Annotated in this window: 13 protein-coding genes; 5 read left to right on the forward strand and 8 right to left on the reverse strand. The window is 65.7% G+C overall.

The features are described from left to right. Positions 1 to 21: 21 nt before the first annotated feature. Complete coding sequence (locus ASC89_RS23935; RefSeq protein WP_056002689.1) at positions 22 to 1,002, reverse strand: SDR family NAD(P)-dependent oxidoreductase; 981 nt, start codon at positions 1,000 to 1,002, stop codon at positions 22 to 24. A 114-nt stretch (positions 1,003 to 1,116) separates the two neighbouring features. Between ASC89_RS23935 and ASC89_RS23940 the strand changes: the two genes are divergently transcribed. Beyond that, the gene (locus ASC89_RS23940; protein ID WP_056002692.1) at positions 1,117 to 2,019 is read left to right on the forward strand and encodes an AraC family transcriptional regulator; all 903 of its coding nucleotides are present in this window, start codon (positions 1,117 to 1,119) and stop codon (positions 2,017 to 2,019) included. Between the two features lie 16 nt (positions 2,020 to 2,035). Here ASC89_RS23940 and ASC89_RS23945 read toward each other — a convergent pair whose 3' ends face one another. Beyond that, positions 2,036 to 2,578: a DUF924 family protein gene (locus ASC89_RS23945; RefSeq protein ID WP_056002695.1), complete on the reverse strand. Its 543-nt coding sequence runs from the start codon at positions 2,576 to 2,578 to the stop codon at positions 2,036 to 2,038. Between the two features lie 124 nt (positions 2,579 to 2,702). Here ASC89_RS23945 and ASC89_RS23950 point away from each other — a divergent pair, with 124 nt between their 5' ends. Then, positions 2,703 to 2,912, forward strand: a complete 210-nt coding sequence (locus ASC89_RS23950; RefSeq protein ID WP_055047954.1) for a hypothetical protein — start codon at positions 2,703 to 2,705, stop codon at positions 2,910 to 2,912. On the opposite strand, the gene ASC89_RS23955 is transcribed toward ASC89_RS23950, so the two are convergent. Together ASC89_RS23955 and ASC89_RS23960 are read right to left on the reverse strand one after the other, a co-directional pair. Then, a complete protein-coding gene (locus ASC89_RS23955; RefSeq protein ID WP_156384755.1) occupies positions 2,913 to 3,410 on the reverse strand; it encodes a hypothetical protein in 498 nt (165 codons plus the stop codon). Positions 3,411 to 3,417: 7 nt separating this feature from the next. Further along, positions 3,418 to 4,419 carry a zinc-binding alcohol dehydrogenase family protein gene (locus ASC89_RS23960; protein ID WP_056002701.1) on the reverse strand — a complete coding sequence of 334 codons (1,002 nt, stop codon included), beginning with the start codon at positions 4,417 to 4,419 and terminating at the stop codon, positions 3,418 to 3,420. Positions 4,420 to 4,637: 218 nt separating this feature from the next. Between ASC89_RS23960 and ASC89_RS23965 the strand changes: the two genes are divergently transcribed. Next, entirely contained in the window at positions 4,638 to 5,669 is a 1,032-nt protein-coding gene (locus ASC89_RS23965) for a low specificity L-threonine aldolase (RefSeq protein ID WP_056002704.1), read from the forward strand. Positions 5,670 to 5,817: 148 nt separating this feature from the next. On the opposite strand, the gene ASC89_RS23970 is transcribed toward ASC89_RS23965, so the two are convergent. From ASC89_RS23970 to ASC89_RS23985, 4 genes are all read right to left on the reverse strand, one after another. Next, a complete protein-coding gene (locus ASC89_RS23970; protein ID WP_056002707.1) occupies positions 5,818 to 6,735 on the reverse strand; it encodes a VOC family protein in 918 nt (305 codons plus the stop codon). Between the two features lie 288 nt (positions 6,736 to 7,023). Next, positions 7,024 to 7,908, reverse strand: a complete 885-nt coding sequence (locus ASC89_RS29025; protein WP_056002710.1) for a hypothetical protein — start codon at positions 7,906 to 7,908, stop codon at positions 7,024 to 7,026. Further along, positions 7,905 to 8,789: an ABC transporter ATP-binding protein gene (locus ASC89_RS23980; RefSeq protein WP_055887907.1), complete on the reverse strand. Its 885-nt coding sequence runs from the start codon at positions 8,787 to 8,789 to the stop codon at positions 7,905 to 7,907. Before ASC89_RS23980 ends, ASC89_RS29025 begins: the two co-directional genes overlap by 4 nt. Next, entirely contained in the window at positions 8,782 to 9,141 is a 360-nt protein-coding gene (locus tag ASC89_RS23985) for a GntR family transcriptional regulator (RefSeq protein ID WP_055887910.1), read from the reverse strand. Before ASC89_RS23985 ends, ASC89_RS23980 begins: the two co-directional genes overlap by 8 nt. Before the next feature lie 192 nt (positions 9,142 to 9,333). On the opposite strand from ASC89_RS23985, the gene ASC89_RS23990 reads away from it, so the two are divergent. Continuing rightward, positions 9,334 to 10,332: an NAD-dependent epimerase/dehydratase family protein gene (locus ASC89_RS23990; protein WP_056002713.1), complete on the forward strand. Its 999-nt coding sequence runs from the start codon at positions 9,334 to 9,336 to the stop codon at positions 10,330 to 10,332. Between the two features lie 264 nt (positions 10,333 to 10,596). Then, the gene (locus ASC89_RS23995; protein ID WP_056002717.1) at positions 10,597 to 11,802 is read left to right on the forward strand and encodes an MFS transporter; all 1,206 of its coding nucleotides are present in this window, start codon (positions 10,597 to 10,599) and stop codon (positions 11,800 to 11,802) included. Positions 11,803 to 11,851: the final 49 nt, after the last annotated feature.

Genomic DNA, 11,851 nt, shown 5'->3' on the forward strand with positions numbered 1-11,851 from the left:
ATTGGTCATTCATAAGTCGTCTTATGACTTTGAGTCACCTGATTGAGCCGGACGGAAGGCGTCGACGCCGGTGAGATCGGCCGAGAGAGCCCAGAGGCGGGCCGCCTCATCGGGGTCGACAGCGTAGGGGCGCACGCCGGTGAAGCCATCTTGGCTGAGCGGGGCGACGTCGCAGTCTTCGCAATAGAGCCCGCCCAGACCAGCGAGTTGCGGGGAGGTAGCGGCCCAGACCTGGGTTGCCGCACCCTGCTGCGGGGTCTTGAAGCTCGGATCGGCGAGATCGCCATTCTCATCGATCCAGCCGGCTGCGACCTTTTCGGCCTTGGCCAGATGGCGCTGCAGCGGAGTGAGGATACTGCCCGGATGGAGCGAAAAAGCGCGCACGCCGGCGTCGCGACCGAGCGCATCGAGATGGACGGCGAACAGGGCGTTGGCGGTCTTGCTCTGACCATAGGCCTGCCAGCGGTCATAGCCGTGGGTGAACTGCACATCGTCCCAGCGGATGCCGGTGATGCCGTGGGCGCCGGAGGAAACGGCGACGACGCGGGCTCCGGCGCCGCCGGAAAGGGCCGGCCACAGCCGGTTGACGAGGGCATAATGGCCGAGATGGTTGGTGGCGAACTGGGCTTCCCAGCCAGGACCGACGCGGGTCTCGGGGCAGGCCATGATGCCGGCGCTGTTGATGAGGATATCGACGTGGCCGCGTGAGGCCACGACGCGGGCGGCGAACGCACTGACGCTGGCGAGGTCGGTAAGATCGAGGGCTTCGATCTCGACGCCGGGAAGGTCGCCCACGGCGGCAAAAGCTGCGTCGGGCTGACGGGCGGGGACGATGACGTGGGCGCCTGCCGCGGCCAAGGCCCTGGTAGTCTCCAGCCCGAGACCGGAATGCCCGCCGGTGACGATCGCCAGCTTGCCGTTCAGATCCTGTCCATGCAGCACCTCGGTGGCTGTGGTACGGGCTCCGAAGCCGGAGACGATCGGGGTTTGCGGGTTGGCCATGGCTTAAGAACTCCGGCTGCTGGGGTGAATTGCTGCAGCAGAGTTACCCGGGTTGGAAGCGTACGATCTATGCGCTATTGTCCGCCATTCTTTCGTGATCGTCCGGAACTGTGCATGGATCCGCTCTCCGACGTCCTCTCACTGCTGAAGCCACAGAGCTCGATCAGCGTCGGCCTCGACGCTGGCGGGGACTGGGCGATCCGCTTTCCGGCCCATGAGGGGATCAAGTTCAACGCGGTGATGCGCGGCAGCTGCTGGGTCTGGGTGGAGGGCGAAGGCGAGCCGCTGCGGATGGAAGAAGGCGACTGCTTCCTGTTGACCAAGGGACGGCCATTCGGCCTCGCCACCGACCCAGCGTTGCCACCGATCGCGGCGAACGCCATTTACGACCACGCCCGGGATGGGATCGCGACCTGCAATGGCGGCGGCGACTTTTTCCTGATCGGCGGCCGCTTCACTTTCGCCGCACCGCATGTGGAAGTGTTGTCGGGCGCCCTGCCCGCCATCGTGCGGGTACGCGAAGCCTCGAGCCAGGCCTCCGTGCTGCGCTGGGGGCTCGACCAGCTGGCGGCGGAGCTGCGCGAGCGGCGGCCGGGCGGTTTCCTGGTCTCCGAGCACCTCGCCCACATCATGCTGGTGCACGTGCTGCGGATTTATCTCGGCGGGCCGCAATGCGCCGGGGCCGGCTGGCTGCAGGCGCTGGCCGACCGGCAGATGAGCAAGGTGGTCGGCGCGATCCATGCCGACCCGGCGCGACGCTGGACCCTCGAGGGGCTCGCCGGGGTGGCCGGCATGTCGCGCTCGAGCTTTGCCCAGCGGTTCAAGCAGGTGGTGGGGACGTCGCCGATCGAGTACCTGACGCGCTGGCGGATGCTGGTGGCATCGGACCGGTTGCGCAACTCGCGCCAGAGCGTTGCGGCGATCGCGCTGTCGATCGGCTATGAATCCGAAAGCGCGTTCAGCACGGCGTTCAAGCGGACGATGGCGTACTCGCCGCGACAGTATCAGCGGCAGTAGGGCCCGGGGGGCAGCTTCAGAACATGCCGTCGCCGGAGTTGATGTAGGCGATCTCCTCGGGAGTGGAGACGCGACCGAGGGCGGCGTTGCGGCGGGGGTAGCGGCCGAAACGGGCGATGCAATCGCGGTGCATGATCTCGTATTTGAGCGTGTCCTCGTCGCCGAGCGCGGTGAACAGCCGAATGGCCTCGTCGTGCACCGCGAGATCCTCCGAATGCATGTAGGGCATATAGAAGAACGTCCGGCGCCGGGGTTCGACCCGCATGTCGTCGCCGAGCGCGACCGCCTCCTGCGCGAGACGCAGCGCCATGGCATCGGAGGCGAAGGCCTCGGGGCGCTTGCGATGCAACTGGCGGCAGAACTGATCGAGTACGATGATCTCGGCGAGCCGACCCGATGGGCTGGCGCGCCACCAGGCCGCCTCGCCACGGGCGACGGCGGCATAGGTTTCGCCGAAGCGCTCGGCGAGCAGCGCATCGAACTCGGGCTTGCCGCCGAACCAGTCCGGCTCGCCGTGCTCGACGAACCAGAAGTTCAGGATGTCATCGGGGGAGGTCATGGCAGCGGTCCGTCTGGTGGTGGTTGGGCGAGCGCCCTTCACTGTTCATTGTCCATGGGCCGGGCATGATGTCACCGGCCGCACGGCGCTGGGTTATGTGGGGCGACTACCCAAGGAGAATTCTATGCGGCTCGTGAAGCTCGATACGCCCGATGGCATCATCTACGTCAACCCCGAGCATGTGGTCGCGGTGGTCAAGGGCCTGCGCGACACCAAGATCGACACGGTGTCGGGCGTGCATGTGGTGAAGGACCCGCCCGAAGTGGTGGCGCGACTGCTCGGCATGGAAGAGATCGAGCTCGATGTGACGCCGCGGATGATCAACCGGGGTTGATCACTGCCCGAGCAGCGTAGGGCGCTTGCTTGCGTTGCGGGCGCGGCGGTCCATGGTCCAGCCGACCTTCAGGCCACGTCCGACTAACAGTCCCCCCAAGCCGACGATCGAGAACAGCTCGATCTCGAGGTCCCCCGGTTCGAGCGGGACGCGATAAGTGCTGCGTGCAGCATTCGACCTGGCGGGTCGCACATGCAGGGCATCGATGACATTCTGACCGTGGTTGTAGCCATCGAGCTCGACATCGATGAGGTGAGCAATCTCAATCGTGACGAAGACCCGCCCGTCGTCGACAGCCGTCGGGTAGAGGTTGCACAGACGGATCGAACTGCCGCCGGCCTGCCGCAGGTTGAGATCGGTGATCTCGGCATCGTGAAACGAAGGCACCCCTTCGTAGAGACGAACGAGCGAAGCTCCTCCCTCAAGTTGGGGGAACGTTGTCTGGTGCAGCCGGTAGCTCTCCTTGAACTCTTCGCGGGGGGTGTTGTCGCTGCTCACGATTGCCCTAAACCGTCACGATCGCCTTGATGACACCGGTGCGATCGTGGGCCCAGATCGGCATATCCTCGGGCACCCGGTCCATGGTGGTGGCGTGGGTGGCAAGCTTGTCGGTGGGGACCTTGCCGAGGCGGATCGACTCCATGACGTGCTCGAAATCGGCGCGTATGGCGTTGCGCGAAGCGCGGATGGTGAGTTCGCGCCGGTGCACTTCTGAATCGGGGAACACCAGGTCGCCCTTGATGACGCCGACCAGGGTGTAGCTGCCGCCATTGCGGGTATGGAACAGCGAGGCGTTCATCGCCTTGATCGAGCCGGTGGAATCGAACACCGCGTCGAAGCCGGTCGACTTGATGCGCGCGAACTCGCTGCCTTCGAGCTCGGCCGGCGAGAAGGTGGTAAAGCCGAGGGCGCGCGTGGCGGCGATCTTGTCAGGTGCGGCATCGATGACGGTGACGTCGGCGCCGGCGATTTTTGCAAAGAAGGCGACACCCAAGCCGATCGGACCGGACCCGACCACCAGGGCGCGCGAGCCGGGCTTGAGCTCGGCGGTGCGGCGGATGGCGTGGGCGCCGATGGCGAGGAACTCGACCATGGCCGCATCGCGGAGGCTCAGGCCCTCGGCCTTGTAGAGGTTGCCAGCGGGCATGACGATCTCTTCGGCCATGCCGCCCGGCGCGTGCACGCCGATGACCTTGAGGGTCTCGCAGCAATTGGCGCGGCCTTCGAGGCAGGCCGGGCAATGGCCGCAGTTGAGATAGGGGTTGATCACGACGGGATCGCCGGCGGCGAAGGCTTCGCCATTCGGGTCAACCACGATGCCGCTCAGTTCGTGGCCGATGACGCGCGGGTATTCGAAGTAGGGAAAATTGCCCTCGAAGATGTGGTAGTCGGTACCGCAGATGCCGATGTGGCGAATGGCGACGCGGACCCAGCCGGGCTTCAGCTCGGGGCGGTCGATGTCGATCAGCGCCAGCTGCTCGGGCGCGGTGCAGGATATGGCTCGCATGGGGTCTCCTATTGCCGGCGATCATAGCGGGGCGTGCGCCGGATGCCAGTGGCCAAAGGTCCATTGCCGCCCAGCCACCAGCTGTCATCCCAGCGAAAGCTGCGACCCATCTCTCAGCCCGAGCCAGCGGATAGTTGGGTCCCAACTTTCGCTGGGATGACACCGAGTGGGTGGGGCGTGCTAGGAGCGTAGCTCCAATTTCGACGGGGTATTTCAGCGTGAATTTTGCGAGCGATAACTGGGCCGGGGCGACGCCTGAGGTGATGGCGGCGCTGGTGCGGCACAATGGCGGCTATTCGCCGGCCTATGGCGGGGATCCGCTGAGCCTCAGCGTAGCGCAGCGGTTCTCGGAGTTGTTCGAACGTCAGGTGGAGGTGTGGTTCACGGCGACCGGAACGGCATCGAACTCGCTGGGGCTCGCGGCACTGAGCCGGCCGGGCGGCGTGGTGTTCTGCGGCGAGGACGCGCATGTGCATACCGACGAAAGCGGCGCGACGGAGTTCCAGTCGGGCGGCATGAAGCTGGTACCGGTGCAGAGCCCGCTCGGGCTGATCGATGCAGGCGCCTTGGCAACGGCGCTCGGCAAGCACCCGGTGGGCGGGCGCAGCGTGCCGGTGGCGCTGAGCCTCACCAATGCGACGGAATGGGGCACCGTGTACTCGGTGGCGCAGGTGGCCGAGCTGGCGACAATCGCGCGTGACGGCGGGCTGAAGGTGCACATGGATGGAGCGCGGTTCGGCAATGCTGTGGCGGCGCTGGGCGTGGCGCCGGCCGAGCTGACCTGGAAGGCCGGCGTGGACTTCCTGTCGTTCGGGGCAACCAAGAACGGCTGCTGGGCGGCCGAGGCGATCGTGGTGTTTACCCCGGGGCTGCTCGGGGACTTCGAAGCACGGCGGCAGCGGGCCGGACACACGTTCTCCAAGGCGCGGTTTGTCGCGGCGCAGTTCGAGGGCTATCTCGAGGACGGCAACTGGTTGCGTCGGGCCGGGCACGCCAACGCCATGTCGGACCGGCTGCGCGCCGGGATCCGGGCCAGCAGCATGGCGCGGCTCGGCTGGGAGAACACGGCGAACGAGGTGTTCGCGGTGATCCCCAGGGCGGCGCTGGCGCGGCTGCGGGCCGCCGGCGGCGCAGCGCATGAGTGGCCGGCCGACGGGCTCGCGGCAGACGAAACGCTGGTGCGGCTGGTGACCAGCTGGGCAACGACCGAGGCCGATGTGGCGGGGTTTTTGGGGGTGCTCAAGGGTTGACTGTTGCGGGGCCGGTGCGTGCCGACCCCCACCCCTGTCCCCTCCCCGCAAGGGGGAGGGAGACCCTCTCACTAGCACCTCAGTCTGCGTCTCCCTCCCCCTTGCGGGGAGGGATCAAGGGTGGGGGGCAGGTTGCGCCGGCGGAGGATCAGCCCACCACCACCTTCACCAGATTGCCGGCCGGGTCCCTGCTCTCGATCCCCTCGTTGGTCTCCGCATAGCCCGCGTCGATTGCCGCGAGCCGAGCCTTCACTGCATCGAGCGCCGCCTGATCCGGCACTGCGACGTGGAACCAGCGGAGGCCTGCCGCACCCTTCGGCGCCTGGGCGGCGTTCGGGCCGGACCAGATGTTGAAGGCGATGGTGTGCGGCGGGTAGTCGAGGCCGAGATCGCCCATGCCGAAGCGGCGCATGATGAACAGGCCGCCGAAGCCGAGGCCGTCGCGGTAGTAGCGCATGGCCTGTTCGAGATCGTGCACATGCAGGTGGATGTGGCCGATACGCGTGCCCGCGGGCATCAGCGCCGGCACGGCGTTGACGTCGTCGAGCTCGGCGAGGAGGTCATCGACATCGATGGCCTCGCGGCCCGAGTGGGGCGAACCATCGACGGTCTTGACGTAGAAGCCGTCCTCGCCGTCGCCGACGGTACCGCGCCACGGCGTTTCGAAGGTGATCTCGATGCCATTATTGTCGTCGTCCCACAGGTAGATCGCCTCGGAGACGAGGTGATCGGTGGGCGAAATGCGCACGCGGCGCATCAGGGCCCGCACCACCATTTCGGCCAGCGCCTTGCGGGTCGGGACATGCACGGCGACATGGTAGAGGCCGAGCGAGCGATCGGGGAACGGGCCCGTGGCGCCAAGTTCGAGGGTGATCAGCTCGCGGCCGCCGGCGCCCAGATGCAGCGCTTCGGCATCCTCGGAGATGAGCTCGAGGCCGACGACATCGCGCCAGACGGCGAGCGCCTTATCTCGATCGGTGACGCCGATGCGAACGGCGCCGAGATGGGTGGTGAGCGGCAGTGTCGGGGCGGAGCGGACCGCGGCCTGGGATTCGACAGTGATCATGATGGGGTCTCGCGACGGGCGTTAGGTTGACCCTGATATGGCGGAGGCCGAGGGGCAAGCCAATGGTGTCGCGCGGGCGGACAGTCGATACAGATATGCGTGAATGGATGTCGAGGACAGTAGATTAGGTACAACTGAGGGTTGGGTTGCCCCCTCCACCACCCTACGGGTGGTCCCCCTCCCCCGCCCCGCGGGGGAGGATAAGAAAACGACCACCACCCCCATCCCCGTTTGGGGATGGATGGTGGGGAGGGAGTGGTGGCCGTACTGCTGCCGACGGCGCCGAGGTCAGGTGGCGACGATGCGGCGGCGGTATTCGCTGGCGGCGTAGACGAGCAGGGCGGCGACGATCAGGCCGCCGACAAGTTGCGCCCAGTCGACCGTGGCAAGGAAGCGCGGGATCATCGCCATGGCGTTGAACTGGGCATCGGCGAAGATCTCGCGTTCGAGGTGCAGGTTGTCGGCGCCGAACTTCAGCCGCTCGTTGAGGTAGTTGAGGACGTAGCCGGCGCGCGGCCCGGTGTCGTTGAAGATCAGGTTCTCGGCGAGCCCGACCAGCCCCGGGATGAGGAAGGCGAGCGGTATCGACCAGCGACGGAACACGGTCGAGAGCGCGCCAACCCAGGCGAAGAACGGCGCGTACCAGAGCAACGCCGTCACGAGGCAGACGAACGCGAAGGCGGCGATCTGGAAGCCCGAGGAGAGAAACTCGAAGATCCCGGGCACGCCGAGGCGCGGCAGCATCATCGCGGTGATCATGGTGACCACGTAGATGAGAACGCCGGTGATGAGGTAGGCGGCGAAGATCAGCGCCGGCAGGATGGTCATGCCGGCGAGGGACTTGGAGGCCAGCACCTTGAAATCGCTGACCGGCATCGACTTCCAGAACAACATGGCGTTGTTGCGCCGATCGGCACTGAAGGCATCGGCATAGTAGAAGAACAGCGCCGCCAGCAGGTACATGCTCCACAGGGCGGCCACCGCGAGGAAGCCGAACTCGAAGAATTTCAGCGCCGAGGGGACGCCGATTTCCTGGTGCATCTGGAAACGGTTCGAGGCGATGCCGAACACCAGCACCAGCGTCATGATGCCGAGGATCACGCCGGGGGCGTAGAGGAACGCTCCCCGATGCTCGAGATACTCGCGCTTGATAAGGGCAACGAGAGACTTCATTTGGCGGGACCGCGCTGCATGAGGGCGACGAACAGGTCGCTGAGAGTGGGAGTGGTGACCTCGCCGAACGGGGCGAGGCGATCGCGATCGACGCCATCGAAGACCATGGCGGTCTGGCCGAAGCGGGTCTCGCTGTAGATCGGGCCGAGCGCGGTGGCAGCGGCGACCTGATCGGGGCGAACCAGCACCTGGCTGAACTTCGAGGAGACCGTCTCCATCTGCATGTGGAGGATCAGCTCACCATCGCGGATGAACATGATGTCAGAGAGCATGAACTCTATCTCATCCACCTGGTGGGTGGTGATCAGCAGCGTGCGCTCCTCGGTCATGTAATCCTCGAGCAGGCGCCGGTAGAAGCGCTTGCGATAGGTGATGTCGAGGCCGAGGGTCGGCTCGTCGAGGACCAGGAGCTTGGCATCGATCGCCATCACCACCGCGAGGTGGAGCTGGGCGATCATGCCCTTACTCAGGTTCTTGATCCGGGCGTCCATCTTGACGTCGGTGCCCTCGAGGAAGCCGCGGGCCTTCGCCTGATCGAAGTTGGGGTGGATGTTGGTGAGCAGCGCGAACAGCTCACGCACCCGCAGAAACCGCGGCAGGCTCGCGACATCGGAGATGAAGGCGACGTTCTGCATCAGCGAAGCGCGCTTCTGGTACGGATCCTCGCCGAGGACGCGCACGGTGCCCTCGTAAGAGGTGAGACCGAGCAGCGCGTTCAGCGTGGTGGTCTTGCCAGCGCCATTGTGGCCGACAAGGCCGTAGATGCGGCCGGCGGGGATGTCGAAATCGAGCCCGTGGAGGATTTCGGTGCGACCGAAGTGCTTCTTGAGGCCACGCGCCGAGACGATCGGAGCAGCTGTGGTTTGAGCCAGATCATTCATCTTTACCGCCTTGCTTCAACAACTGTGTGGGATCGAGATCGAGGGCAGCGAGGCGCGCCATGACGCGCGGCCACTCCTCGGTCAGAAATTTCTGGCGCTCGTGAGCGAGCAGCCGCTGGTGGCCGCCTTCGGCCACGAACATGCCCATGCCGCGGCGCGACTCGACGACACCGATATCGACGAGCGACTGGTAGGCACGGGTAACGGTCAACGGATTGACCGAGAGGTCGGCGGAGATCTGGCGCACTGAAGGCAGCGCCTCGCCCTCCTTGGTGGTCCTGCTCAGGATCATGTCGGCAATCCTTTCGCCAATCTGTACGAAGATCGGCTGGCTGTCGTTGAACTGGCTCATGCGTCATGCCTTGGTAGTGTGCTAGTTATGTAGCACACCAAATCGGAGGCGCAAGCAGAATCTTCAAGAGGGCGCATTCGGAGGGGCCGGTCGGGGCGTCAAACGGTTCTTGGCATTGTCGTTCGAGGACGCGTAGATTCGACCGTGCGGTAGCTAAAAAGCGTTGTGCCGCAGACGGTTTGGGGGGACGGGGTGCGCGTTCTGGTTACCGGCAGCGCCGGATTTATCGGCTATCACCTGAGTCAGCGGCTGCTCGCCGAGGGGCACGAAGTGATCGGGCTCGACGCGCTGACGCCCTATTACGACGTGCGACTCAAACAGCAGCGGCAGGCAATGCTGGAGGCCAACGGGCGGTTTCTGGGGGTGACCGGGCGGCTGGAGGACGAGGCGGCGATCGATGCGGCGTTCTCCGAGGCGCCGGAGGTGGTGGTGCATCTCGCGGCGCAGGCCGGGGTGCGCTACAGCCTCGAGGCGCCGTTCAGCTATACCGACAGCAACGTGACGGGAACGCTCGCCATCCTCGAAGCGGCGCGCCGAACGCCGCCGAAGCACCTGCTGATCGCCTCATCGAGCTCGGTTTACGGCATGGCAAAGGGCCAGCAGTCGCGCGAGACGGACATGACCGACCGGCCGGTATCGCTCTACGCAGCGACCAAGAAGGCGACGGAGGCGATGAGCCATTCCTACGCCCACCTGTTCGGCGTGCCGATCACCTGCCTCAGGTTCTTCACCGTCTACGGGCCGTGGGGCCGGCCGGACATGGCGCTGTTCAGGTTCGCCGAGGCGATCGCGGCAGGCGAGCCGATCAGCATTTTCGGCGAAGGCCGGATGCGGCGGGACTTCACCTATGTCGACGATGTGGTCGCGGCGATCGACCGGCTGATCGGCAAGGCGCCGGTGCAGGGGGAGCCGGTGTCGCCGGCGGACTCCCTGTCGCCGGTGGCACCCTGGCGGGTGGTGAACATTGCCGGCGGACGACCGGTGGAACTCATGCGGTTCGTCACGGCGATCGAGACAGCCATGGGGCGTGAGGCGAAGAAAGAGCTGCTGCCGATGCAGCCCGGGGATGTGACCGAGACGGCGGCAGACGTGATGCTGCTGCGAGCACTGGTGGGTGCGGTGCCGCAGACACCGGTGGAGGATGGCGTGCGGGCGTTCTGCGAGTGGTTCAGGGGGTGGCGGCCTGACTGATAGAGACGGCCCCCTCCCGGCCTCCCCCATGAAGGGGGAGGTGAAGAGTCGAGGCTCTGTCTTCGATCGTGCCCCATGAACCGGCGGGGCACCTCCCCCTTCATGGGGGAGGATGGGAGGGGGCCGTCTGCTTCCGTTGTTCGCTATCCAACCGAACGGAAAATCGCTTGAGTGCTAACGACTCGGGGCATCTGACATGTTAGGGACAAGTATTCGTTTCTGATCGGCACCCGCTGATCCCTCCAGCATTCCCGGATTCCCAAATTGACGGCCACAGCTTCGGCACCGGCGACTTCCGTCGCCAGCAAGACCACGCTCTCGATCATCATCGCAGTGTCGGTCTGCCACCTGATCAACGACACCATGCAATCGCTGCTGTCGGCGATCTATCCGATCCTCAAGGAGAGCTATGGGCTCGACTATGTGCAGATCGGGCTGCTGACGCTGACCTTCCAGTGCACGGCGTCGCTGCTGCAGCCGGCGATCGGCATGTATACCGATAAGCGCCCCCTGCCCTTCTCGCTGCCGGTCGGCATGGCCTCGAGCCTGATCGGGCTGCTGATCCTGGGCTTTGCGCAGAGCTACTGGCTGCTGCTGGTCGGCTCGGCTTTTGTCGGGCTGGGCTCGGCGATCTTCCATCCTGAGAGTTCGCGGGTAGCGCGGCTGGCCTCGGGCGGAAGGCATGGCCTCGCACAATCGCTGTTCCAGGTGGGCGGCAATGTCGGCTCGGCGATCGGGCCATTGCTGGCGGCATTCATCGTCTTGCCGCGCGGCCAATCGAGCGTTGCCTGGTTCGCGGCTGGCTCGCTGGTCGGCATCTTCATCCTGACCCGGGTCGGCATGTGGTACGCGGCGCATCGCAAGGCCAATGCCGGCAAGGCGCCGGTGAGCACGGCGCTGCTGTTCGACAAGCGCACCACCGCGATTGCGCTCACCGTGCTGACGGTGCTGACACTGACCAAGAACGCCTACATGGCGGGGCTCTCGAGCTATTACACGTTCTTCCTGATCGACAAGTTCCAGGTCGGCGTGCAGGACGCGCAGCTGCTGCTGTTCGTCTATCTCGGCGCTTCGGCGGTCGGGGTGTTCCTCGGTGGGCCGATCGGCGACCGCTTCGGCGCCAAGTTCGTGATCTGGTTCTCGATCCTCGGCGTGCTGCCGTTCACCCTGGCCCTGCCCTATGCCGACCTCACCTGGACGGTGATCCTGACGGTGCTGATCGGGCTGATCTTCTCGTCGGCGTTCTCGGCCATCGTGGTGTTCGCGCAGGAGCTGCTGCCAGGCCGGGTCGGAATGATCGCCGGGATCTTCTTCGGCTTCGCCTTCGGCGCCGGCGGCATCGCCGCCGCGGCGCTCGGTGCCTTGGCCGACGTGACCGGCATCCAGTACGTGTTCTGGCTCTGCTCGTTCATGCCACTGGCCGGGCTGCTGACGGTGTTCTTGCCCGAGATGCAGCACAAGGTGCGGTAGCCGATGGTCCGCTGAAGCAGACGGCCCCCTCCACCACGCTACGCGTGTT

This window comes from Devosia sp. Root413D1, assembly GCF_001425235.1.
Classification (GTDB): domain Bacteria; phylum Pseudomonadota; class Alphaproteobacteria; order Rhizobiales; family Devosiaceae; genus Devosia_A.

Coding starts and splice junctions, on each gene's coding strand:
- ASC89_RS23960 (WP_056002701.1), bottom strand. CDS start 4,419: ATGCGAGCCATATCCTGCACCGCGCCCGAGCAGCTGGCGCTGATCGAC.
- ASC89_RS29025 (WP_056002710.1), bottom strand. CDS start 7,908: ATGAAGTCTCTCGTTGCCCTTATCAAGCGCGAGTATCTCGAGCATCGG.
- ASC89_RS23935 (WP_056002689.1), bottom strand. CDS start 1,002: ATGGCCAACCCGCAAACCCCGATCGTCTCCGGCTTCGGAGCCCGTACC.
- ASC89_RS23970 (WP_056002707.1), bottom strand. CDS start 6,735: ATGATCACTGTCGAATCCCAGGCCGCGGTCCGCTCCGCCCCGACACTG.
- ASC89_RS23945 (WP_056002695.1), bottom strand. CDS start 2,578: ATGACCTCCCCCGATGACATCCTGAACTTCTGGTTCGTCGAGCACGGC.
- ASC89_RS23950 (WP_055047954.1), top strand. CDS start 2,703: ATGCGGCTCGTGAAGCTCGATACGCCCGATGGCATCATCTACGTCAAC.
- ASC89_RS23980 (WP_055887907.1), bottom strand. CDS start 8,789: ATGAATGATCTGGCTCAAACCACAGCTGCTCCGATCGTCTCGGCGCGT.
- ASC89_RS23985 (WP_055887910.1), bottom strand. CDS start 9,141: ATGAGCCAGTTCAACGACAGCCAGCCGATCTTCGTACAGATTGGCGAA.
- ASC89_RS23940 (WP_056002692.1), top strand. CDS start 1,117: ATGGATCCGCTCTCCGACGTCCTCTCACTGCTGAAGCCACAGAGCTCG.